This window comes from Tsukamurella strandjordii (genome assembly GCF_039525985.1).
Taxonomy (GTDB): Bacteria; Actinomycetota; Actinomycetes; order Mycobacteriales; family Mycobacteriaceae; genus Tsukamurella; species Tsukamurella strandjordii.
On the sequence record NZ_BAAAII010000006.1, the window covers coordinates 552953 to 575935 of the forward strand.

The 22983-nt window shown below is 69.3% G+C and carries 22 protein-coding genes; 14 read left to right on the forward strand and 8 right to left on the reverse strand.

The features are described from left to right. The first annotated feature begins 147 nt into the window (after positions 1-147). From ABD108_RS13825 to ABD108_RS13840, 4 genes are all read left to right on the forward strand, one after another. Positions 148-3675 (forward strand): indolepyruvate ferredoxin oxidoreductase family protein, encoded by a 3528-nt coding sequence (locus ABD108_RS13825; RefSeq protein WP_343930651.1) that lies wholly within the window; start codon positions 148-150, stop codon positions 3673-3675. A 377-nt stretch (positions 3676-4052) separates the two neighbouring features. Next, the gene (recA, locus tag ABD108_RS13830; protein WP_220659161.1) at positions 4053-5105 is read left to right on the forward strand and encodes a recombinase RecA; all 1053 of its coding nucleotides are present in this window, start codon (positions 4053-4055) and stop codon (positions 5103-5105) included. A gap of 5 nt (positions 5106-5110) precedes the next feature. Then, positions 5111-5704, forward strand: a complete 594-nt coding sequence (locus ABD108_RS13835; RefSeq protein WP_343930569.1) for a regulatory protein RecX — start codon at positions 5111-5113, stop codon at positions 5702-5704. A 211-nt stretch (positions 5705-5915) separates the two neighbouring features. Then, complete coding sequence (locus ABD108_RS13840) at positions 5916-6290, forward strand: VOC family protein (RefSeq protein WP_220659159.1); 375 nt, start codon at positions 5916-5918, stop codon at positions 6288-6290. Between the two features lie 55 nt (positions 6291-6345). On the opposite strand, the gene ABD108_RS13845 is transcribed toward ABD108_RS13840, so the two are convergent. The 4 genes from ABD108_RS13845 to ABD108_RS13860 are packed head-to-tail and all read right to left on the reverse strand — an operon-like array spanning position 6346 to position 9621. Continuing rightward, positions 6346-7242 carry an amino acid ABC transporter permease gene (locus tag ABD108_RS13845; RefSeq protein ID WP_220659158.1) on the reverse strand — a complete coding sequence of 299 codons (897 nt, stop codon included), beginning with the start codon at positions 7240-7242 and terminating at the stop codon, positions 6346-6348. Then, the gene (locus ABD108_RS13850) at positions 7239-7922 is read right to left on the reverse strand and encodes an amino acid ABC transporter permease (protein WP_220659157.1); all 684 of its coding nucleotides are present in this window, start codon (positions 7920-7922) and stop codon (positions 7239-7241) included. Before ABD108_RS13850 ends, ABD108_RS13845 begins: the two co-directional genes overlap by 4 nt. Further along, a complete protein-coding gene (locus tag ABD108_RS13855) occupies positions 7919-8890 on the reverse strand; it encodes a glutamate ABC transporter substrate-binding protein (protein WP_220659156.1) in 972 nt (323 codons plus the stop codon). The genes ABD108_RS13850 and ABD108_RS13855 overlap by 4 nt, the downstream gene beginning before the upstream one ends. A gap of 2 nt (positions 8891-8892) precedes the next feature. Beyond that, positions 8893-9621, reverse strand: a complete 729-nt coding sequence (locus ABD108_RS13860) for an amino acid ABC transporter ATP-binding protein (protein WP_220659627.1) — start codon at positions 9619-9621, stop codon at positions 8893-8895. A gap of 199 nt (positions 9622-9820) precedes the next feature. Between ABD108_RS13860 and ABD108_RS13865 the strand changes: the two genes are divergently transcribed. Genes ABD108_RS13865 through ABD108_RS13875 form a run of 3 tightly spaced genes read left to right on the forward strand, consistent with a single transcriptional unit; the run spans position 9821 to position 12236 of the window. Continuing rightward, positions 9821-9976, forward strand: coding sequence for a hypothetical protein (locus ABD108_RS13865; protein ID WP_305110820.1), 156 nt, complete (start codon positions 9821-9823; stop codon positions 9974-9976). Positions 9977-10033: 57 nt separating this feature from the next. Next, on the forward strand, positions 10034-11545 hold the full coding sequence (gene miaB / locus ABD108_RS13870; RefSeq protein WP_374758727.1) for a tRNA (N6-isopentenyl adenosine(37)-C2)-methylthiotransferase MiaB: 1512 nt from the start codon (positions 10034-10036) through the stop codon (positions 11543-11545). Positions 11546-11603: 58 nt separating this feature from the next. Then, positions 11604-12236, forward strand: a complete 633-nt coding sequence (locus tag ABD108_RS13875) for an Rv2732c family membrane protein (protein ID WP_220659154.1) — start codon at positions 11604-11606, stop codon at positions 12234-12236. A gap of 1 nt (position 12237) precedes the next feature. On the opposite strand, the gene ABD108_RS13880 is transcribed toward ABD108_RS13875, so the two are convergent. Both ABD108_RS13880 and ABD108_RS13885 read right to left on the reverse strand, forming a co-directional pair. Continuing rightward, a complete protein-coding gene (locus ABD108_RS13880) occupies positions 12238-13011 on the reverse strand; it encodes an AAA family ATPase (protein WP_343930570.1) in 774 nt (257 codons plus the stop codon). Between the two features lie 73 nt (positions 13012-13084). Then, on the reverse strand, positions 13085-14434 hold the full coding sequence (locus ABD108_RS13885) for a DUF349 domain-containing protein (RefSeq protein WP_220659152.1): 1350 nt from the start codon (positions 14432-14434) through the stop codon (positions 13085-13087). 127 nt (positions 14435-14561) lie between these two features. Between ABD108_RS13885 and ABD108_RS13890 the strand changes: the two genes are divergently transcribed. The 5 genes from ABD108_RS13890 to ABD108_RS13910 all read left to right on the forward strand — a co-directional run bounded on the left by ABD108_RS13890 (position 14562) and on the right by ABD108_RS13910 (position 19125). After that, positions 14562-15182 (forward strand): class III extradiol ring-cleavage dioxygenase family protein, encoded by a 621-nt coding sequence (locus ABD108_RS13890; protein ID WP_343930571.1) that lies wholly within the window; start codon positions 14562-14564, stop codon positions 15180-15182. After that, complete coding sequence (miaA, locus tag ABD108_RS13895; protein ID WP_343930572.1) at positions 15179-16099, forward strand: tRNA (adenosine(37)-N6)-dimethylallyltransferase MiaA; 921 nt, start codon at positions 15179-15181, stop codon at positions 16097-16099. Before ABD108_RS13890 ends, miaA begins: the two co-directional genes overlap by 4 nt. Before the next feature lie 9 nt (positions 16100-16108). After that, the gene (gene dapF, locus ABD108_RS13900; protein WP_343930573.1) at positions 16109-16972 is read left to right on the forward strand and encodes a diaminopimelate epimerase; all 864 of its coding nucleotides are present in this window, start codon (positions 16109-16111) and stop codon (positions 16970-16972) included. A gap of 63 nt (positions 16973-17035) precedes the next feature. After that, positions 17036-18454: a GTPase HflX gene (gene hflX, locus ABD108_RS13905; RefSeq protein ID WP_220659149.1), complete on the forward strand. Its 1419-nt coding sequence runs from the start codon at positions 17036-17038 to the stop codon at positions 18452-18454. A gap of 17 nt (positions 18455-18471) precedes the next feature. Then, a complete protein-coding gene (locus tag ABD108_RS13910) occupies positions 18472-19125 on the forward strand; it encodes a DUF1345 domain-containing protein (protein WP_220659148.1) in 654 nt (217 codons plus the stop codon). Position 19126: 1 nt separating this feature from the next. On the opposite strand, the gene ABD108_RS13915 is transcribed toward ABD108_RS13910, so the two are convergent. Then, positions 19127-19714 (reverse strand): TetR/AcrR family transcriptional regulator, encoded by a 588-nt coding sequence (locus tag ABD108_RS13915; RefSeq protein ID WP_305110815.1) that lies wholly within the window; start codon positions 19712-19714, stop codon positions 19127-19129. A gap of 59 nt (positions 19715-19773) precedes the next feature. Between ABD108_RS13915 and ABD108_RS13920 the strand changes: the two genes are divergently transcribed. Together ABD108_RS13920 and ABD108_RS13925 are read left to right on the forward strand one after the other, a co-directional pair. Next, on the forward strand, positions 19774-21006 hold the full coding sequence (locus ABD108_RS13920) for an acyl-CoA dehydrogenase family protein (protein WP_220659146.1): 1233 nt from the start codon (positions 19774-19776) through the stop codon (positions 21004-21006). Continuing rightward, positions 21007-22152: an acyl-CoA dehydrogenase family protein gene (locus ABD108_RS13925; RefSeq protein ID WP_343930575.1), complete on the forward strand. Its 1146-nt coding sequence runs from the start codon at positions 21007-21009 to the stop codon at positions 22150-22152. 66 nt (positions 22153-22218) lie between these two features. On the opposite strand, the gene lexA is transcribed toward ABD108_RS13925, so the two are convergent. After that, positions 22219-22929: a transcriptional repressor LexA gene (gene lexA, locus ABD108_RS13930; protein WP_255585822.1), complete on the reverse strand. Its 711-nt coding sequence runs from the start codon at positions 22927-22929 to the stop codon at positions 22219-22221. Between the last annotated feature and the right edge of the window lie 54 nt (positions 22930-22983).

The window sequence follows — 22983 nt, forward strand, 5'->3', positions numbered from 1 at the left end:
CACGTTATGCTGTGACCACCGACACAGTCCGTCGCTCGATCCGCCACCCCTGGATCGCAGTGCACAACAGAAAGCCTGGTGGTTTCCGTGACCCTTGACGCCAACTCGCCGATCAACAAGCTCCCCGGTGGCAACACCGAACGGGACCTGGCGGGCGACCACGATGCGGACCCCCGGGGCGGGCAATCGGCCTCCGTCGAATCCTTCTCGCTCGACGATCGGTACACGCGCGAGCAGGGCACGATCTACCTCACCGGCATTCAGGCGCTGGTGCGCATGGTGCGCGACCGGGCGCGGCTGGACCGCCGCCAGAACCTCCGCACCGCCTCGTTCATCTCCGGCTACGAGGGCTCGCCGCTCGCGGGCTACGACCTGGAGATCGCCAAGCGCGGCAAGTACCTCAGCGACTACAACGTGGTGCACCGGCCGGGCCTCAACGAGGAGCTCGCCGCCACCTCGGTGATGGGATCGCAGGTCGCGGCCCAGGTGGGCAACCTCACCGAGGGGGTCGACGGTGTGGTCGGCTACTGGTACGGCAAGGCCCCCGGCCTCGACCGCGCCACCGACGCGCTGCGCCACGCCAACCTCATCGGCACGCACCCCACGGGCGGCGCGGTGGCCCTCGTCGGCGACGATCCGGGTGCCAAGAGCTCGACGGTGCCCTGCGCCTCCGAGATGGCGCTCGCGGACCTGTACATGCCGATCCTCTACCCGGCCGACTCGCAGGACATCCTCGACCTCGGCGTGCACGCCGCGATCATGTCCCGCGTCTCGGGGCTGTGGACCTCGTTGAAGATCTCCGCGCACGTCGCCGACGGCGCCTCGACCGCCGATGTGCACCCCGACCGCATCCTGCCCGTCTACGGCGATCTGGGCACCAGCCCGCACGTCCCGTCGGGCAAGCTGCTGGGTGCCAATCTCATGGAGCTGGAGCAGAACCAGCTCACCGTGCGGATGCCCCGCGCCACCGAGTACGCCCGGATCAACCGGCTCAACCGCATCGAGGTGGGCTCGGCCGACGACCGGATCGGCATCGTGGCCGCAGGCAAGACCTACATGGATGTGCGGGAGTCGCTGCGGCTCATCGGCATCGGCGACGACGAGCTGAACCGGCTCGGCATCCGCATCCTCAAGATGGGCATGGTCTACCCGTTCGAGCGGCAGATCCTGCACGAGTTCATCGACGGGCTCGACGAGGTGATCGTGGTCGAGGAGAAGCGTGACTTCCTCGAGACCATGATGCGCGACATCCTGTTCCGGCACCCCGGCGCGCCGAACATCGTCGGCAAGGCCAACGAGGACGGCTCCACTCTGTTCTCCCGCTTCGGCGAGCTCGACGTCGACTCGGTGACCCGCGGTCTCGCCTCCCGGCTCGCCCGCGTGCACCAGGTGCCCGCCGCGAAGGACTGGCTGGACCGCAAGGCCCGCCAGCGCACCCGGATCGAACTGCCGCTCGCCGTGCGCAGCCCGTACTTCTGCTCGGGGTGCCCGCACAACAGCTCCACCAAGGTCTCCGACGACACGCTGGTGGGCGCCGGCATCGGCTGCCACGCCATGGTGCTGCTCATGGACCCGCAGCAGGTGGGCGATGTGACCGGCGTCAGCCAGATGGGCGGCGAGGGCGCGCAGTGGGTGGGCATGGCCCCGTTCGTCACCCAGAAGCACTTCGTGCAGAACATCGGCGACGGCACCTTCATGCACTCCGGCTCGCTGGCGCTGCGCCAGTCCGTGGCATCGGGGGAGCGGATCACCTACAAGCTGCTGTTCAACGGCACCGTCGCCATGACGGGCGGCCAGGATCCGGTGGGCGAGATGACGCTGCCGCAGATCTGCACCCTGCTGCTGGCCGAGCGGGTCACCAAGGTGGTCGTCACCTCCGACGATCCCAAGCGCACCAAGGCCCTCGGGATGCCCGCCGGTGTGGACGTGCGCGACCGCGCCGACATGATGGACATCCAGCGCGAGCTGGCCGAACTCGACGGCGTCACCGTGCTGGTGCACGATCAGCACTGCGCGGCCGAGAAGCGGCGTAAGCGCAAGCGCGGCAAGTACCCCACCCCGGACCAGCGCGTGGTGATCAACGAGCGGATCTGCGAGGGCTGCGGCGACTGCGGCCAGAAGAGCAACTGCCTCTCGGTGCACCCGGTGGATTCGGAGTTCGGCCGTAAGACCCGCATCGACCAGAGCTCGTGCAACCTCGACTTCTCGTGCCTCAAGGGCGATTGCCCGTCGTTCGTCACGGTCACGCCGGGCGCCACGGGCAAGGTGCGCAAGTCGGTCCCGGACATCAGCGCCGACGCGGTCGCGCAGCCCGTGAAGGCGCGGCGCGAGGCCGACGGCTTCTCGATCCGGGTCACCGGCATCGGCGGCACGGGTGTGGTCACGGTCTCGCAGATCCTGGCGACGGCCACCGTGCTCGACGGGCACGTGGCGCGCACCGTCGACATGACCGGCATGGCGCAGAAGGGCGGCGCCGTGGTCTCCGACGTCAAGGTGTCGGCCGGTTACGTCGAACAGGCCGCGAAGGTGGCCTCGGGCGACTGCGACGTGTACCTCTCCTGCGACGGGCTCGTGGGTGTCGATCCGGCGAACCTCAAGGTGGCCTCGCCCGAGCGCACCACCTCGATCGTCTCCACCACCAAGGTGCCCACCGGCGCCATGGTGATCGACACGGCGGTGGGCTACCCGGATCAGGGGAGCATCCACGAGGCGATCGACCGGGCCTCGCTGCGGTCGGTGTACCTCGATCCGGGCGCGCTCACGCTGGCCCTGTTCGGAGACGAGCAGTACGCGAACATGTTCATGGTGGGCGCCGCCTTCCAGACCGGCGCGCTGCCCATCACCTCGGCGTCGATCGAGCGGGCCATCGAGCTCAACGGCGTGGCAGTGGACAAGAACCTGCAGGCCTTCCGCCGCGGCCGCCAGTCGGTGGCCGATGCGGCCGGCGTGACCGCGGCGATCGACGCGCTGCATCCCGCTCCCGCTCCGGTGGAGCCGAGCCCGTTCGCGGCCCGGCAGACGGCGCGCCTCGGGGAGGTCTCCGAAGAGCTGGCGCGCATGGTCGGCCTGCGGGTCGATGAGCTGGTGGCCTACCAGGACACGTCCTACGCCACCCGCTACGTGGACGACGTGGCCCGCGTGCTGCGCGCCGAGCAGCGCTGGGGCACCGAGGATCTCACCGCCGCCGTGGCGCACTACCTGCACAAGCTCATGGCCTACAAGGACGAGTACGAGGTGGCCCGCCTCACGCAGGACGCCGAGTTCGCCGCGCACGTGGCCGACGAGTTCGGTGCCGATGCGAAGAAGGCGATCCGCCTGCACCCGCCGACGCTGCGGGAGATGGGCCTGAAGAACAAGCTGGCCCTGGGCGAGTGGGTGAACCCGGGCATGAAGACGCTGGCCAGGATGAAGCGTCTGCGCGGCACCCGGCTCGACCCGTTCGGCATGACCGAGATGCGGCGCATGGAGCGCTCGCTCATCGCCGAGTACCGGGCCCTGCTGGGGCTGATGATCGCCGCGATCGAGGGCGATCGGGTGACCGAGGAGCAGCGCGCCCAGGTGATCGCCCTGGCCGAGCTGCCCGATGTGGTGCGCGGCTACGAGGGCGTCAAGACCGCCAACGTGGCGACCTACCGCGCCGCGGTCCAGGCGCAGCTGGAGGCGCTGGGCTGGTAGTCCCGCCCATCGGACGACGGTGCCAGTCCCGGCCTCCGGGGCGGGCACCGCTGCGTTCGACCCGTTCGAACGCCGGTCTCAACCGGCACTTCATGTCGACGGTGCGCCCGATGTCCGGTGGTCGGGTGTCGTCGCAGGTGGTGGCAGTGGTCGGCGCCGCCGATCTGTGGCATCGGCGGGGCTCGCGGCGTGTCGCAGCCGAGGTGCTTGCTTCGAACGGTCGTTCCCCTATAGTCGTGAGTGTTCGACGTGAAAGCGAGCCGATGAGATCGCGCCGAGTGCGGATGCGAAAACTTGTCAGTGGCCCTCTCTAGCGTCCTTGGCAACACACTTCAGACAGCGCCGGCGGATCGTCGGCCCGAAGGACGGAGAGTCTCATGGCACCTGCGGCACCGGATCGTGAAAAGGCGCTGGAGCTGGCGCTCGCTCAGATCGACAAGAACTACGGCAAGGGCTCGGTCATGCGCCTCGGTGACGAGGTCCGCCAGCCCATCTCGGTGATCCCCACCGGTTCCATCGCGCTCGATGTCGCGCTGGGCATCGGCGGCCTCCCGCGGGGTCGCGTCGTGGAGATCTACGGCCCGGAATCCTCGGGTAAGACCACGGTCGCGCTGCACGCGGTCGCCGAGGCGCAGGCCAAGGGCGGTATCGCCGCCTTCATCGATGCCGAGCACGCGCTCGACCCCGATTACGCCGCCAAGCTCGGTGTCGATACCGATGCGCTGCTGGTGTCCCAGCCCGATACCGGTGAGCAGGCGCTCGAGATCGCGGACATGCTGATCCGCTCGGGCGCGCTCGACATCATCGTGATCGACTCGGTGGCCGCGCTGGTCCCCAAGGCCGAGATCGAGGGCGAGATGGGCGACAGCCACGTCGGTCTCCAGGCCCGCCTCATGAGCCAGGCGCTCCGCAAGATGACGGGCGCGATGAACAACTCGGGCACCACCGCCATCTTCATCAACCAGCTGCGCGAGAAGATCGGCGTCATGTTCGGCTCGCCCGAGACCACCACGGGCGGTAAGGCACTGAAGTTCTACGCCTCCGTCCGCTTGGATGTGCGCCGTATTGAGACCCTCAAGGACGGTACGGATGCGGTGGGTAACCGCACCCGCGTCAAGGTGGTCAAGAACAAGGTCTCGCCGCCGTTCAAGCAGGCCGAGTTCGACATCATCTACGGCCAGGGCATCAGCCGCGAGGGCTCCATCATCGACATGGGCGTCAACGAGGGCTTCATCCGCAAGTCGGGCTCTTGGTACACCTACGACGGTGACCAGCTGGGCCAGGGCAAGGAGAACGCCCGCAAGTTCCTGCTGGAGAACCCGGACGTCCGCGACGAGATCGAGAAGCGGATCAAGGAGAAGCTGGGCGTCGGCGCCGACGTCACCGCCGTGGATGCCGACGAGATCGCCCCGGCGCCCGTCGAGTTCTAGCCGCCGTGTCCGATTACTCGGACGATGAGGTCGTCTCGCGCCGTCGGCGTCGTGGGTGCCGGCCCAGTGACGCCGACGGTGCGCCGGAGCGGCAGGTCGAGCAGGATCCGGCCAAGCGGGAGGCGCTCGCCCGCGACGTGATCTATCGCGCCCTCGGCGCCCGCGATCATTCGCGGGGCGAGCTGCGGGCCAAGCTCGCGCGCAAGGGTTTCGACGAGGAACTCACCGAGCGCATGCTCGATAAGTTCACCGCGGCGGGCCTCGTGGACGATGCGGCCTTCGCCCAGCGCTGGGTGGAGTCGCGGCACCGGTTCTCGGGCCGCGGCCGGCGCGTGCTGGCACAGGAGCTGCGCACCAAGGGCATCGGGGAGGCGGAGGCCGCCGCCGCGCTCGACACCGTGAGCCGCGACGACGAGGCCGAACGCGCCGCCGAATTGGTGGAGCGCAAGCTCGCCCGCGTCGAGATCCCGGACGGCCGCACCGAGCGCGACAAGCTGACTCAACGGCTGGTCGGCATGCTGGCCCGGCGCGGGTACCACCCGTCGCTGGCGCTGTCGGTGGTGCTCGACGCGGTCCGCGCCAAGGCGGCCGCCGAATAAGACCAGGGGGAGAACCCCGGCGAAGCGAGGCCCTCGGAGATCACTCCGGGGGCCTCGCTATTTTCCCGGCGAATCGCTACGGTCGAATCATGACTGCCGGAACGGCCTCGGGCCACGCACGGAAGGGTGATCCGGCGAACGGTTGACGGCGCGGGCGCCGCCGCGTGGGAACGGAATTCGAACGAATACTCCACTCCCACGAAAGGAAGCCATGCCAGCACGGTTCAATCACACCATCATCTTCGCGGCCGATAGTGCGCAGTCCGCCACGTTCTACCGCGACTACCTCGAAGCCCGGTCCGTCGACTCCTGGGGCGTCTTCACCAATCTCGAGATCGAGGACGGCGTCCTCCTCCAGATCGCCGCGCCGCCGATCGAGATCCAGCCGCAGCACTACGCCTTCCTCGTCGACGACGACCACTTCGATCGTGCCTACGCCCTGCTCACGGACCGCGGTGTCGATCACGCCGCCGATCCGTTCTGGCAGCGGCCCGGCGAGATCAACCACGAGCACGGCGGCCGCGGCGTGTACGTCCGCGATCCCGCGGGGCACGGCATCGAGCTGCTCACCCGCCCGTACCTCTGACGGTGCACGACGAGGCCCCCGGAGTCGGAACTCCGGGGGCCTCGGCGGGGGAGCCTCAGTGGCTGCGGCGCTCGCGCATCTTCCGCTCGACCCAGCGGGCGAGACGGGTGAGGCCGTAGTTGATCACGATCATGATGACCGCCACCACGATCAGCGCCACGAACAGCGAACGGTAGGTGATACCGGCCTGGATGCCCTGCCGCACGATCTCGGTGTAGCCGATGATGTAGCCCAGCGCCGAGTCCTTGAGCGCCACCACCATCTGCGAGATCAGCGCCGGCAGCATGGCCGTGATCGCCTGCGGCAGCAGGATCAGCCGCATCAGCTGGTTCTTCCGCAGGCCCAGCGCCGAGGCCGCCTCCGACTGCCCCTTCGGGAGCGAGTTGATGCCGGAGCGGATGATCTCGGCGATCACCGAGCCGTTGTACATCGTGAGGCCGAAGACCACCGCCGCGAACGCGAGCTGCGCGGAGGGGAACAGCGATGCCGCCGCGAAGGCGTAGTACGCGAACAGGATCAGGATCAGCACCGGGATCGCGCGGAACAGCTCGACCACGGCGCCGCTGAGCCAGCGCACGGCGCGGTGATCCGAGAGGCGGCCCAGGCCGAGCACGGTGCCGAGCACCATGGCGAAGATGATCGAGACCACCGCCGCCAGCAGTGTGCCCCACAGGCCCGGGATCAGGTAGGTGGTCCAGAACCGGGAGTCGACGATCATGTCCCACTTGGACCAGGCGAGCTGGCCCTTGTTGTTCATGACCCACAGCACCCACACCGCGAAGGCGATCATCGCGGCGATGAAGCCGACCGCGACCAGCTGGTCCCGGCGCTGCTGCTTGGGGCCGCGTGCATCGAAGAGCACGCTGCCCTTCTGCTTCGGGTTGATCTTCGGGGCCTTCGGCGGCAGATCGTTCACCGGGTTGGGAAGGTCCACGGGGTTCGGCTGGGTCATCGCTTCACCGCCAATCGGTTGGCCAGGTAGGTGAACAGCAGGCCCATCGGCAGCGTGATCGCCACGAACCCGGCGGCGATGATCGCGAAGATGGTGTAGATCGAATCGGGATAGGTCTCCACCGACGACTTCATGAGCAAGGCCGCTTCGGAGACACCGATCACCGACGCGATCGTGCTGTTCTTGGTCAGCGCGATGAGCACGCTGCCCATCGGCGCGGTCACCGCGCGCAGCGCCTGGGGAAGGACGATGGTGCCGAAGACCGTGAAGAAGGGCAGGCCCAGTGCACGCGCCGCCTCGGCCTGACCCACGGGCACGGTGTTGATGCCCGCGCGCAGGGTCTCGCACACGAAGGCCGCGGTGTAGAACGAGAGCCCGAGGATCGCGAGCCGGAAGTTGTTCTCCCGCACGAAGCTGTCGTTCTGGGGTGCCAGCGTGAGGCCGAGCATCATGAACAGGCCCATCCAGCAGAACAGGATGATCAGCGTGAGCGGGGTGTTGCGCACCACGTTGACGTAGAAGTTCGCGAACGAGCGCATGATCGGCACCGGGCCGACCGCCATACCGGCGAGGATCATGCCCCACACCAGGGCGATCACACCCGAGAAGAAGGTGAGCTTGATCGTCATCCAGAACGCGGGCCACAGCAGCGGTCCCATGTAGTCCCACATGGTGGTCACGAGGCACCTCCGCACTTCGTCGAGGGCGCGCTCACGAACGCGAGATCGCCGACCGAGGGCTTGAACTTGTCGAAACCACCCGCACGGTCGATCAGGCGCTGCGTCTCCGCGTCGCCCAGGTTCTTCCGCAGCGCCTTCTCCCAGCTGCCGTCCGCGATCATCGCGTTGATGGCGGTGTTGATGGCGTCCTGCGTCTGCTTCTTGTTCTTGGGAATGCCGATGCCGTAGCGCTCGGTGGAGAAGGGGCTGCCCGCCTTCTTCTGCGAGCCCTTGATGCACTGGTCGGTCAGGTAGGTCATGTCGACCACGCGGAACTCGCCGCCGTACTGCTGATTGAAGCCGGCCAGGATCGACTCATCGGTGGTGAGGGCGTCGATGCTCTTCTGGTGCAGCGCCTCGGTACAGGTGGAGTACGAGTCGAACTCCTGCAGCTGCACACCGGGCAGCTGCGCCTTCACGTTCTGGGCGGACGTGGAACCGGCGGCCGAGCACAGCTTCTTGCCGTTGTTGAGATCGGCGAGCTGCTGCAGGCTCTGATCGTCCTTGCGCACCAGCAGACCCTGCCGCACCACGAGGTACGGACCGGCGAAGTCGACCTTCTTCGAGCGTGCCGCGTTGATCGAGTAGGTCGCGGCGATCATGTCGACCTCGCCGTTGTTGATCAGCGTCTCGCGCTGCGCGGACGGCGTCTCGCGCCAGCGGATCTTCGGTTCTTTCCAGCCGTTGGTCTTGGCGATCGAATTCACCACGTACGAGCTGACGTCCACGTCGAAGCCGGACATCGACTTGTCGGGATTGCGCAGGCCGAGACCGGGCTGGTCGTACTTCGTGCCCAGGATCACCGACCCCGATTCGATGGACTTGAGCAGATCGCGGGGGCCGGTGCTGCCGCACGCGACCAGACCGCCGACCATGGCGATGCTCGCGATCACGACCGCGAGTAGGCGGGTACTCCTTCGTCTACTCATCATCAGTGGCTCAGGATCTTCGACAGGAAGTCCTTGGCGCGGCTGGACTTCGGCTTGTTGAAGAAGGACTCGGGATCGGTGTCCTCGACGATCGCACCGTCGGCCATGAACAGGATCCGGTCCGCGGCCTTGCGGGCGAAGCCCATCTCGTGGGTCACCACGACCATCGTCATGCCCTCCTTGGCGAGGGAGACCATCACGTCGAGGACCTCGTTGACCATCTCGGGGTCGAGCGCGGAGGTCGGCTCGTCGAACAGCATGACCTTGGGCTCCATGGCCAGTGCCCGGGCGATGGCCACGCGCTGCTGCTGTCCACCGGAGAGCTGTGCCGGCATCTTGTCGGCCTGGCTGGCGATACCCACGCGGTCCAGCAGTTCCATCCCGCGTTTGCGGGCGTCGGCCGCCGACTTCTTGCGCACCTTGATCGGTGCCAGAGTCACGTTGTCGATGATCGACTTGTGGGAGAACAGGTTGAAGGACTGGAAGACCATGCCCACATCGGCGCGGAGTGCCGCGAGGCCGCGACCCTCCTCGGGGAGCACGGAGCCGTCGATCCGGATGGTGCCGGAGTTGATCGGCTCCAGGCGGTTGATGGTGCGGCACAGGGTCGACTTGCCGGAGCCGGACGGGCCCAGCACGACGACGACCTGCCCCTTCGGCACGGTCAAGTTGATGTCCTTGAGTACGTGAAGATCGCCGAAGTATTTGTCGGCCGACTGGATCTCGATCATCGGGGCCGCGCCGGTGGGCGCGGTCGCTTCGGGAGTGGTCATGGGGAGAGCCTAGGAGTTTCGAGGTTTCATCCGCGTAAAGTTCGTGGTTATTGGTGCGGCGGAGTCGCACTCAGCACGCTCGTGCCGCCGTGACGGGCCGATCCGGACTGTGCGGCATCGTGCTGCGCATCGTCCTCGGCACGCCTAGAGTCGAATCATGGCGAACGACGAGAACCTCTCCGACCTGAACGAGACCCCGGCGCAGGCCCAGGCGGAGGCCGCGCAGGCCGAGGTGGACGCCCGTGCCGCCGTCGGCGCCGATTTCGACTCCGAGTCGGACACGGAGCTGGAGCAGCTCGAATCCGAGGAGTGATCCCGCCGCGGCGGTGAGGCGAATCGAACGATTTGCTCCTGCCGATATCCTGGTGAGGTGATCGAATCCGCCCACCAGAGCCGCACGTATGAGGTCCGTACCTACGGGTGTCAGATGAACGTGCACGACTCCGAGCGCCTGTCGGGCCTGCTCGAGGACGCCGGCTACGTGCGCGCGGACGGCGACGAGCAGGCCGACCTCGTGGTCTTCAACACCTGCGCGGTCCGCGAGAACGCGGACAACAAGCTGTACGGCAACCTCAGCCACCTCGCGCCCGTCAAGCGCGAGCGGCCGGGCATGCAGATCGCCGTCGGCGGGTGCCTGGCCCAGAAGGACCGCGGCACCGTCGTCGACAAGGCCCCGTGGGTCGACGTGGTCTTCGGTACCCACAACATCGGCTCGCTGCCCACCCTGCTGGAGCGGGCGCGGCACAACAGCAAGGCCGAGGTCGAGATCAAGGAGGCGCTGGACGCCTTCCCGTCGACCCTGCCCGCCCGCCGCGAGAGCGCCTACGCCGGCTGGGTCTCCATCTCCGTCGGGTGCAACAACACCTGCACCTTCTGCATCGTCCCCAGCCTGCGTGGCAAGGAGGTCGACCGCCGCCCGGGCGACATCCTGGCCGAGGTGCAGGCCCTCGTCGACCAGGGCGTTTCCGAGGTCACCCTGCTCGGGCAGAACGTTAACGCCTACGGCGTGAACTTCGCCGACCCCGAGATTCCGCGCGACCGGGCCGCCTTCGCCGACCTGCTGCGCGCCTGCGGCCGGATCGAGGGCCTGGAGCGGGTGCGGTTCACCAGCCCGCACCCCGCCGAGTTCACCGACGACGTGATCGACGCGATGGCCGAGACCCCGAACATCTGCCCGCAGCTGCACATGCCGCTGCAGTCCGGCTCCGACAAGGTGCTCAAGGACATGCGGCGCAGCTACCGCAGCACGAAGTTCCTCGGCATCCTCGACAAGGTGCGCGAGCGCATTCCGCACGCCGCGATCACCACCGACATCATCGTCGGCTTCCCGGGGGAGACCGAGGAGGACTTCCAGGCCACCCTCGACGTGGTGGAGAAGGCGCGGTTCAGCTCCGCCTTCACCTTCCAGTACTCGATCCGTCCCGGCACGCCCGCGGCGGACCTGCCCGACCAGCTGCCGAAGAAGGTGGTGCAGGAGCGCTACGACCGGCTCATCGCGCTGCAGGAGCGGATCACGCTCGAGGAGAACCAGAAGCAGGTGGGCCGCCGCGTCGAGCTCCTGGTCGCGCTCGGCGAGGGCCGCAAGGACGCCGAGACCAAACGGATGTCCGGCCGCGCCCGCGACGGCCGGCTCGTGCACTTCGCGGGGCGCGAGGACATCCGCCCCGGTGACGTGGTCGAGGTCGAGATCACCGGCGCCGCGCCGCACCACTTGGTGGCGGACGGCGGCGTCCTCACGCATCGCCGCACCCGCGCGGGCGACAACGTCGAGGCGTCGATCACGCCGGTCACCGCGCCCGTCGGGGTCGGGCTCGGACTGCCGCCGGTGGGGCGTCCCGCCGCGGCCGCGGAGCCCGCATCGACGGGCTGCTCGACCTGCTGACGAGCTCTACGACGACCTGTAGGAGACAACGACCCGCCCGGGGTGGACAATGGAGCCCATGAACGCCGACAGCGAGAACCCGCAGAGCGCCGAAGAGCTCGAGGAACTGCGCACGCAGGTCGAGTCCGTCGAGAAGAAGCTCGCGGGCGAGTTCGAGCCCGGTCCGCGGATCCTCGTGGCCGCCGTGGCGGTGCTCGTCGTCATCGGTTCGCTCGCGCTGCCGCACACCGGCTCGGTCACGGGCCTGCAGATCCTCATGGGTGATGCGCACGCGGACAACAGCTCGCTGGTGATCGTCTCCAAGATCTTCGTGTGGCTCGAGGTGCTGTTCGGCGTGATCGCCTCCGGTGCCGCGGTGCTCACCCGCCGCTGGGTGCTCGCGGTGATCGCCGGCGCCGGCTGCGGCGTGGGATTCGTCTTCGGCCTGCTGTCCGTGTGGTCGCGGCAGACCCCGGGCCTGCACGGCGAGCCGCCGTCGGGCGCCGGCATCGGCCTGCTGCTCGGCTGGTTCGCGATGATCGTGCTCGCGATCGTGTGGATCAAGACCATCTGGGCGCGCACCGCCTTCCAGCGCGCGGCCGAGCAGGAGCGTCGCGACGCCGCCGAGAAGTGGGAGGGCTTCGCCCGCACCAACAACATCGGCGTGCACCGCCCGGTCCAGGCCGAGCGCCCCTCCACCGATCAGCAGTAGCTCAGTCCGCGCCGTAGATCCGTTCCCGCAGGCGCGCGATGAACGCCTCCTCCTCACCCGGGGCGACGGTGCGCGGCGCCTCCGGCTGGGGTGCCTCGGGCGCGGTCACCAGTTCGCCCAGGTAGGTCTCGGGCTGGTTCAGGAAGCGCCGCCAATGCTGCACCACCGCCAGGTCCTCCCAGGCGCTGTCGGCGGGACCGCTCGGGCGCAGCTCGACGATCTGCGCGCCCGGCGTCGCCGCCAGGATCGGGGAGTGGGTGGCGCAGATGATCTGCGATCCCGCTGCGCGGAGCTGCCCGAGCAGGGCGACCAGCCGGAGGCAGGAGTGGAAGGACAACGCCGATTCGGGCTCGTCGAAGACGTAGAACCCGGGCTCGGTCAGCATGGTCTCGAAAATGGTGAAGAAGCCCTCGCCGTGGCTCTGGTGCTCGACGTCGTCGGACCAGTAGCCGAGCTTTCCCGCGAAGCGTTCGTTCATCTCCAGCACCGTCTCGGCACGCAGGAAGAAGCCGTGCCGTGCGGTGCGCGGTCCGCGGCGCATCGCCAGGCCGCGCATCGTCAGGTCCAGGCGTAGCGCCTCGCCGAGCGGAGTCTTGGGGGTATCGAGATTGCCGCCCAGCTTGGCGGCGCGACCGCCGCGGGCGTCGAGCCCGAACTGTTCGGCGATCGCCTCGACCAGCGTCGATTTCCCGGAGCCGTTCTCGCCGACCACGAAGGTCAGGGGAGCGGTGAGCGGCAGTTCCCCACCGGCCATGAGCGGTGCCAACGCGGGCACCGAACGGACCCATGCCGGCAGGCCCCGGCCTCGCTCCGGTGAGACCGAGAGGCTCCGGACGAACACGGCGCGACTAGCGGTTCTCGACCGCGCTCTCGGCGGCGTCAGCCCACTCGCGCCACTGCTGCGCCTGCTCCCGCAGCCGCGTGGCGTCCTTCTTCTTGCCGGCCTTCTCCGCCTTCTCGGCCTGGTCCTCGAACTGCGCGACGCGCTCGCGGAACTGCGCGGCGCGGGCCGTGGCCTCGGGGTCGGTGCGGCGCCACTGGCTGTCGTCGGCCGACTTGACCTTCTTCTCCAGCGCCCGGATGCCGGCCTCGAGCGATCCCATCTGCTCGCGGGGGACCTTGCCGATGGCCTCCCACTTGTCCTGCAGCTCGCGCAGAGCGGCCTTCGATCCGCTGAGGTTCTGCGCCGGATCGATCCGCGGCGCGTACTCGTCGAGCAGGGCCTGCTTGGCCTTGCCGTTCTCGGCGAACTCGGCGTCGCGCTCATTGGCGGCGGCGTTGCGGGCCGCGAAGAACTCGTCCTGGATGCCCTTGAACCGGGCCCACAGCGCATCGTCGGTGTCGCGCGGCGCGCGGCCGGCGGCCTTCCACTTCGACAGCAGATCCCGGAACTTCGCGGAGGTCTCACCCCACGTGGTGTCGTTCTTGAGCTTCTCGGCCTCGGCGATGAGCTCTTCCTTGCGGGCCTTGGCTCCGGCCCGCTCGCGGTCGAGCTCGGCGAAGTGGGCGCCGCGCCGCTTGTTGAAGGCGTCGCGTGCCTTGGAGTAGCGCTTCCACAGGGCATCGTCGGTCTTGCGGTCGACGCCCTTGATCGTCTTCCACTCGTCCAGCAGGGCGCGCATCCGGTCGCCCGCGGTCTTCCACTGGGTGGAGTCGGACGCGATCTGCTCGGCCTCGGCGGCGAGTGCCTCCTTGCGGGCGATGGCCTCCGCGCGACCCTTCTCGCGGTCGGCGGTCGCCGTGACGATCGCGGTGTCCGCACCGGTCAGCAGCGCGCCGACCCGTGCGGCGAGGGAGTCCAGGTCGCCCACGACGGCGGCCGTCGGCAGCCCGTCGGCGATCTGCTGGGCCGCGCTGCGCACCTTCTTCGGATCCCCGGTGCCGCTGGCCAGTCGCTCCTCGAGCACCTCGACCTCGGTGGCCAGCTCGTCGTACTTGCGGCCGAAGTGGGCGAGGCCCTCGGCGGATTCGCCGGCCTGCCAGGAACCGACCGGCCGCTCACCGGCCGAGGAGGTCACGTACACCGTGCCGTCGGGGTCGACGCGGCCGAACTTCGTTGGATCCGATGCGGGGCGTACCCGAGCGGCGGGAACCGCCGGGGCGTGCGGGCGAGGCACTGCGGGGCGGGGCCCCGGATGCGGCTTGGGCCCGGGGTGAGGCTTCGGCGCGCTCGGTGCGATCGGGTCGTTCTCGGCCACGGTGGTTTCCCCTTGTCGTCTGCGCCGCGCGTCACGGCTGCCGGTCGTCTGGGCCCACACCCTGTGGACCTGCAGTCCATTGAATCACTCCGTGGCCGGTCCGGCGCGATCGATTAGCGTTCTCGTCGTGCATTCCATTCCGCCCCGCTCCGGGCCCGCGATCGTGATCCCGGGCGCTCCGCTGCTCGTGCCCGAGTTGGTCGGCGTTCCCGGCGATCCCGAGGCCGATCGCCTGCGCGCCGCCGTCGTCGCCGCCGGTACGTGGCTCGGTGCGCGCGCGGCTACCTGGCGGATCATCGGCGCCGAGCCGCTGACCAGCCGCGAGGGCGCCGGGACCTTCGCCGGATACGGCGCCGATGTGCTGGTCACGGGGGCGCCGGGCGCACCGTCGGGCGATGCGGCCCCCGATCCGCGGTGGCCGCTGCCGCTCCTCATCGCGGCGTGGCTGCGGGGGCGCACCGCCGCGTCGACACGGATCGTCGGCCCGGACGAGCCCGCGGACGGCACCGTCTTCGTGCTCGACGGTCCGAACACCCTCACCGAGCGCGCGCCCGGCGGTTTCCGCCCGGACGACGCCGAGATCTTCGCCGCCGAGTGTGCCGCCGTGTGCGACGGTGCCCCGACCGACGGCCTGGCACCGGAGTGGGTCGCCGCCGCCGAGGCCCTCCGCACCGGAGTCGTGCGCACGTTGTACCGCGACGCGCCCTTCGGCGTGGGCTACCTCGTGGCGACGGGCGGGGCGGGATGACGGTGCGCCCCGTCGCCGTCGTCGGTCCCACCGCGACCGGCAAATCGGATCTGGCGCTCGACCTGGCGGAGCGGCTCGGCGGCGAGATCATCAACATCGACGCGATGCAGATGTACCGCGGCATGGACATCGGCACCGCGAAGCTCCCCGAAGTAGAGCGTCGCGGCATCGCCCACCATCAGCTCGATGTGCTCGACGTGACCGAGACCGCCACGGTCGCCGCGTATCAGGAGCGGGCTCGCGCCGATGTGGAGGCGCTGCTGGCGGCGGGGAGGACGCCGGTGATCGTGGGCGGCTCGATGATGTATTACCAGGCCCTGCTCGACGAGTGGAGCTTTCCCGCCACCGATCCTCAGGTGCGCAGGCGATTCGAGGACCGGCTCGCCGAGATCGGCCCGCTCGCCCTGCACCGCGAACTCACGGCTCTCGACCCCGCGGCGGGGGCGAAGATCCTCAGCACCGACGGCCGGCGGATCGTGCGGGCGCTCGAGGTCGTCACCATCACGGGGGAGCCCTTCGCAGCCTCGGCGCCCGAGATCGGGCCCGCCCGATGGGACACGGCGATCGTGGCACTCGACCGCGACACAGACCTGCTCGACGCCAGGATCGACCTGCGGACCCGAGCGATGTTCGACGGTGGCCTCGCGGACGAGGTGCGGGCGTTGGAGGCCGCGGGGCTGCGCGAGGGCGTCACCGCGTCGCGCGCCATCGGCTACGCCCAGGTGCTGGCCGCGTTCGACGGCGAATACGACCTCGATCAGGCACGGGAACTCACGTTCATCGGCACCCGCCGGTACGTGCGGCGTCAGCGCTCGTGGTTCCGGCGCGACCCCCGCGTCGTGTGGCTCGACGCCGCGCGGGAGGACCTGCTCGACGCCGCGCTCACCGCCCATCGTTCGGCGCCGTGGCGGCCGTAGACTGACGGCATGGATTTCCTCAAGGGACACGGCACGGAGAACGATTTCGTGATCCTGCCGGACCCCTCGGTCGACATCGATCTCACGCCCGGACTCGTGGCGGCGCTGTGCGACCGCCGCGCGGGTATCGGGGCCGACGGTGTGCTGCGCGTCGCGCGCGCGGGTGACCTGCGGGACGCCGGTGTGCTGGATGCGCTGCCGGCGGGCGTGGGGCGCGAGGACTGGTTCATGGACTACCGCAACTCCGACGGTTCGGTCGCCGAGATGTGCGGCAACGGGGTGCGCGTCTTCGCGCACTTCCTGGCGGCCTCGTCGCTGGTACCGGGCTCCGAGTTCGTGGTCGGATCGCGGGCGGGCGCCCGGGCCGTCGTGGTGCATCACGCCGATCCCGAGGCGGCGGAGGTCTCCGTGGCGATGGGGCCGACCACCGTCTTCGGCGCCTCGTCGGCGGGCGTGGACGGCCGCGATCTCGCCGGTATCGCCGTCGACGTGGGCAATCCGCACCTGGCCTGCGTGGTTCCCGGACTCACCCTCGAGGATCTGCGGAATCTCGACGTCAAGACCGCGCCCACCTTCGATCACGGCCTGTTCCCGCACGGCACGAACGTCGAGGTGCTCACCCCGCTCGCCGACGGCGCCGTGCACATGCGGGTGCACGAGCGCGGCTCGGGCGAGACCCGGTCCTGCGGAACGGGCACCGTCGCGGCCGCGGTCGCCGCCCTGCGCGCCGCCGGACTGGAGACGGGCGCGGTGGACGTGCACGTCCCGGGCGGGACGGTCACCGTCACCATCGGGGCGGACGGCGCGACCCTGCGCGGGCCGAGCCGCATCGTGGCCACCGGCACCGTCCGGACCTCCGCCCAGGGGGCCTGACCGCGTTCGCTCGGCGAAAACCCGCGTGACCTCGGACGTGTCCGCGTGCCACACTGGAGGCATATGACAGACACAGATACCTGGGAGCCGATCGATCGGGCGCAGCCCACCGTCGGTGAACTCCAGTTGCAAGAGCGCTCGTCGCTGCGCCGCGTCGCCGGTCTCTCGACCGAGCTCGACGATGTCACCGAGGTCGAATACCGGCAGCTCCGCCTGGAGCAGGTGGTCCTGGTCGGCGTGTGGACCGAGGGCTCCGCGGCGCAGGCGGATTCCTCGCTCGCCGAGCTCAAGGCGCTCGCCGAGACCGCGGGCTCCGAGGTCCTCGAGGGCCTCATCCAGCGCCGCGACCGCCCGGACCCCGCCACCTACATCGGCTCGGGCAAAGCCCACGAGCTGCGCGAGGTGGTGCTCGCCACCGGCGCCGACACCGTGATCTGCGACGGCGAGCTCACTCCCGCACAGCTCAACGCGTTGGAGAAGGTGGTGAAGGTCAAGGTGATCGACCGCACCGCGCTGATCCTCGACATCTTCGCCCAGCACGCCACCTCCCGGGAGGGTAAGGCCCAGGTGAGCCTGGCGCAGATGGAGTACATGCTGCCGCGGCTGCGTGGTTGGGGTGAGGCCCTGTCCCGGCAGGCCGGTGGCCGCGCGGGCAGTAACGGCGGCGTGGGCCTGCGTGGTCCCGGTGAGACGAAGATCGAGACCGACCGCCGGCGCATCCGCGAGCGGATGGCGAAGCTGCGCCGCGAGATCAAGGGCATGAAGCAGGCCCGCGATACCAAGCGCGGGGCCCGCCGCCGCTCCGGAGTGCCCGCCGTGGCCATCGCCGGGTACACCAACGCCGGCAAGTCGAGCCTGCTCAACGCGCTCACCGACGCCGGGGTGCTGGTCCAGAACGCGCTGTTCGCGACGCTCGATCCCACCACCCGGCACGGCACGTTGACCGACGGCCGCGATGTGGTCTTCACCGACACCGTCGGCTTCGTGCGGCACCTGCCCACGCAGCTGGTCGAGGCCTTCCGCTCCACGCTGGAGGAGGTCGTCGACGCCGACCTGCTGGTGCACGTGGTTGACGGCAGCGATCCGATGCCGCAGCGCCAGATCGACGCCGTGCGGCACGTCTTGCGCGATGTCGCGGGGGAGCGTGAGGCGTCGCTTCCGCGGGAACTGTTGGTGATCAACAAGATCGACGCCGCCGATCCGGTGGTGCTCGCCCAGCTGCGGGTGGCGCTGCCCGAGGCGGTGTTCGTCTCGGCGCACACCCGTGAGGGCATCGACGAGCTGTTGGCGCGAATGACGGAGCTGATCACCGCGGGCGATGTGGAGGTCACCGCGCTGGTGCCCTACGAGCGCGGCGATCTGGTGGCGCGGATCCATGCCGAGGGCACGATCCTCACGACCGAGCACGAGGCCGACGGTACGCGCATCACCGCTCGTGTCCCGGGCCCTCTCGCGGGCCTGCTGTCGCAGTTCCCGGGGTAGTCGCGCAGAATCGACGCATGAGTCGAACCCCGTCGGGCCCACCGCTGTCGGCCGGAACGCGTCTTGCGTCCGCGCTCCTGGTCGGGGTGATCGTGACCGGTGCCGTCGGGTTCCTGGTGGATCCGACACTGGGCGTGCTGGCCGGGATCGGGGCGGCGGCCGCGGCCTTCGTCATCACCGGGTGGATGGTGCTGTGGCCGCTCGACGCCGACTCGACACGGGCGACGGTGCAGCGGGAGGACTTCCGGCCCAAGGTCACCGAGCTCGTGGTGGCGGTGATCGCCCTGAGCGGCCTGGTCGCGATCGTGACACTGCTGGTGGCGGGCGAATCCGAGAACAAGGACGCCGCCGCTGCGGCGGCGCTGATCGCCGCGTTCTCGGTGTGGGCTGCGCTGCACCTGACCTACGCCACGCAGTACGCCGACCTGTTCTACGGCGACCGCGGCGACACCCCCGGAGGCATCGACTTCAACAGCGACGATCCGCCGGCGTACCGGGACTTCTTCTACTTCAGCTACAACCTCGGCATGACCTACCAGGTGTCCGACACCTCGGTCTCGTCGCGGGAGATCCGCAGCGTGGTGCTGCGGCACTGCCTGCTGTCGTACGTCTTCGGCACCCTGATCCTGGCGACGGCGATCAATCTCGTGGTCGGGATCGTCTCGGGCTAGGTCAGCGGTCCGCCGAGGTCTCGGCGCCCAGGAGGAGCAGTTCCACCATCGGTGTCGCCTTCCCGGGCTGGGGCTCGGTGCCGATGATCATGTCCGACCACAGGAACGATTCCGCGAGCCGCACGATCGCGTAGGCGAGATCGTCGGCGGACACCCCGTGCACGTCCTCCGCGTGCGGCACGCCGATCTCGGTGAGCCAGTCCCGCACCCATCCGATCAGCCGGGCCTGCACCACGCTGCCGCCGGACTGCAGCACCCGCATCGCGAACTCGGGCTCGTCGGCCGCGAACCGGGCGAGTGGGGGATAGCTGCGCACCTCGTGCGCGAGCCGATCGAAGGCGCGCAGGAAGGCAGCACGGTCGCGCACCGGCTCGTCGGCCTCCACGCGCACGATGGCCTGCGCGATGCCCGACCAGATCGCTTCCCCCACGACGTGTTCGCGGCTTCCGAACCAGCGGTACACCGTGGCACGGCCCACCCCCTGTGCCGAGGCGAGCTGGCCGATGTCCACCCGGCGGCCGTCGCGGAACCACTCGGCCGCGCACTGGATCAGGGCGAGCTGGTTGGCAGATCGGTCAGGATGAGACATAATCCTATTTTGTCTCGCCCGTTGGCGGGTGTCAAAAGTTCAGCTGAGGAGAATCCTGCATGGATGTGAAGTTCACAGCGGAGGAGGAGGCGTTCCGGGACGACGTGCGCGCGTTCCTGGACACGCATCTCACCGCGGACCTGCGCGCGGCCGGCGATCTGGCCACCAGCGTCTACTCCGACCACGAGGCCAGTCTGCAGTGGCAGGCGATCCTGCACGAGCGCGGCTGGGCCGCGCCGGCGTGGCCGGTGGAGTACGGCGGCCAGGACTGGACGGTGGCGCAGCACTACCTCTTCTCGCGTGAATCCGTGCTGGCCGGGGCGCCCTTCCTCTCGCCGATGGGGATCCGGATGGTGGCGCACGCCATCATCAAGTTCGGCACCGAGGAGCAGAAGAAGTTCTTCCTCCCCGGCATCCTCGACGCCTCGGTGTTCTTCTGCCAGGGCTACTCCGAGCCCGAATCGGGATCCGATCTCGCGTCGCTGTCGATGCGCGCCGAGTCCGACGGCGACGACTTCCTGCTCAGCGGTTCGAAGATCTGGACCACCCACGCCCGCGAGGCGAACTGGATGTTCGCCCTGGTCCGCACGTCCAAGCAGGAGCGCAAACAGCAGGGGATCACGTTCATCCTGCTCGATATGACGGTGCCCGGCATCGAGATCCAGCCGCTGGTCATGGCCTCCGGTGAGGAGGTGCAGAACGTGGTCTTCTTCGACAAGGTGCGGGTGCCGAAGGCGAACGTCCTGGGCGAGATCGACGAGGGCTGGACGGTGGCCAAGTACCTCCTCGAATTCGAACGCGGCGGCGGTGCCTCCGCCCCGTGGTTGGAGGTCTCACTCGACCGCCTCGCCGAACAGGCGAAGACGGTGCCCGGCCGCGCCGGAAAGCCACTGGCGGAGGATCCCGACTTCGAGCTCGGTCTCGCCGAGCTGCGTGCGCGGGTCGATGTGCTGGAGATCCTCGAACACCGCTCGCTGGCGGTGCTCTCGGCGGGCGGCAATCCCGGGCCCGCGTCGTCGATGCTGAAGATCCTCGGCACCGAGATCAGCCAGGCGATCACCGAGTTCATCCACAAGAGCGCGGGGCCGCGCGGCCGGGTGTACCAGCCGCACGTGACCCGGCCCGGCGGACCGGTGGTGGAGTACATCCCGCCGGCCGACGGCGCGCACAGCGGCGACCTCTGGCAGGCCGTGGCACCGCTGCGCTACTTCAACGATCGCGCCGGCTCGATCTACGCCGGCTCCAACGAGATTCAACGGAACATCCTGGCGAAAGCGGCATTGGGGCTGTAAATGGACTTCACACTCACCGACGAACAGACATTGCTGCGCGACTCCGTGACCGCGTACCTCTCGGGCCGGTACCCGCTGCTCGAATCGCGGCAGGCGGCGCGCTCGGCCACCGGTTGGCAGCCGGACGTGTGGCGGGCCTTCGCCACCGAACTGGGCATTCTCGCCGCGACCCTGCCCGAGTCCGTGGGCGGCCTCGGCGGTGGCCCGGAGGAGATGATGGTGATCAGCGAGGCGCTCGGCGGCTCCCTGGTGGTCGAGCCCTACATCGGCACCGCGGTGGTGGGTGGCTCCCTGCTCACCGGCGCCGGTGGCACCGCTGCCGACACGGTGGCGGAACGGATCGCCGAGGGGGAGGCCCGGATCGCCTTCGCGCTCACCGAGCCCGATTCCGGCCGCGAGCCCTGGGACGTCCAGCTCACCGCGACGGCGCAGGGCGATGGCTACGTGCTCTGCGGCGCCAAGATCGTGGTGGCCGACCTTCCGCTGGCCACCCACCTCATCGTCGCCGCGCGCACCACGGGGGAACGGCTCGACCGGGAGGGCCTGTCGCTGTTCCTGCTGGAGTTCGATCCGCAGGCTCCGCCCGCCGGCATCACCGCCCAGTACTTCCGGACCATCGACGATCACCACACGGGTGATCTGACCTTCACCGATGTGGTGGTTCCGGCGTCCGCGCTGCTCGGTACCCCGGGGCGGGCCTGGCCGGTGATCGAACGCGCCCTCGACGACGGTGCCGCGGCGGTGTGCGCCGAAGCCGTGGGAATCATGCGCCGCGTGGTGGCGGACACCGTGGAGTACGCCAAGCAGCGCAAGCAGTTCGGTGTCCCGATCGGCTCCTTCCAGGCCTTGCAGCATCGCATGGTGGACATGTCACTGGAGCTGGAGCAGGCGGTGGCGGCCACCTACCTCGCCGTACTGAACCTGGACGGTACCGAGCAGCGACGGCGCCGCGGCGTCTCGGCGGCGAAGGTCACCATCGCCCGCGCGGCCCGATTCATCGGCCAGAACGCCGTGCAGCTGCACGGCGGCATGGGCCTGACGGAGGAACTGGCCATCGGCCACTACTTCAAGCGCCTCACCGCGATCGAGACCGAATTCGGATCCGCCACCGATCATCTGCACCGGTACGCGGAGGCCACCCGCTGAGATCGCCCGTACGACGAGGCCCCCGCCGGGATTCCGGCGGGGGCCTCGTCGTACGGGCGGGGGCGGTCAGATCCTGCGCATCACGGTGACGACCTTGCCCAGCACCACGGCGTCGTTGCCGTGGATCGGATCGAACGCGGGGTTGTGCGGCATGAGCCAGACGTCCTTGCCGGTGCGACGGAAGGTCTTCACGGTGGCCTCCCCGTCGAGCATCGCGGCCACGATGTCGCCGTTGTCGGCCACGGACTGCTGCCGTACCACCACCCAGTCGCCATCGCAGATGGCCGCGTCGACCATGGACTCGCCCACCACCTTGAGCAGGAACAGCGATCCCTCGCCGACCAGCTCGCGGGGAAGCGGGAAGATCTCCTCCACGGCCTCCTCCGCCAGGATCGGGCCGCCGGCGGCGATGCGCCCCAGGACCGGCACGAAGGCCGGCTCCGGCATGCGCTCCTCGTCCTCCATGACCCGCTGAATCACCTGTGCCGTGCGCTCTTCGGCGCCCTGCACGTTCACCGCGCGCGGCCGGTTCGGATCACGATGGAGGAAGCCGAGGCGTTCGAGCGTCCGCAGCTGATGCGCCACCGACGAGGTGGAGGTGAGGCCCACCTCGTCGCCGATCTCGCGGATGCTGGGCGGGTAGCCGCGGTCGCGGACCGACTTGCGGATCACCTCCAGCACTTGCTTCTGGCGACGCGTCAAGTGATCTTCGGACACGTTGCCCTGTGCGTCGCGGAAGCGCTTGTCGCGGTGTTGAATCTGCCGGTCCTCTGTCATCGTCTCGTTCCTCACGCCCGTCGCTGTTGACACCACTGTAGTCCAGTTCGACCG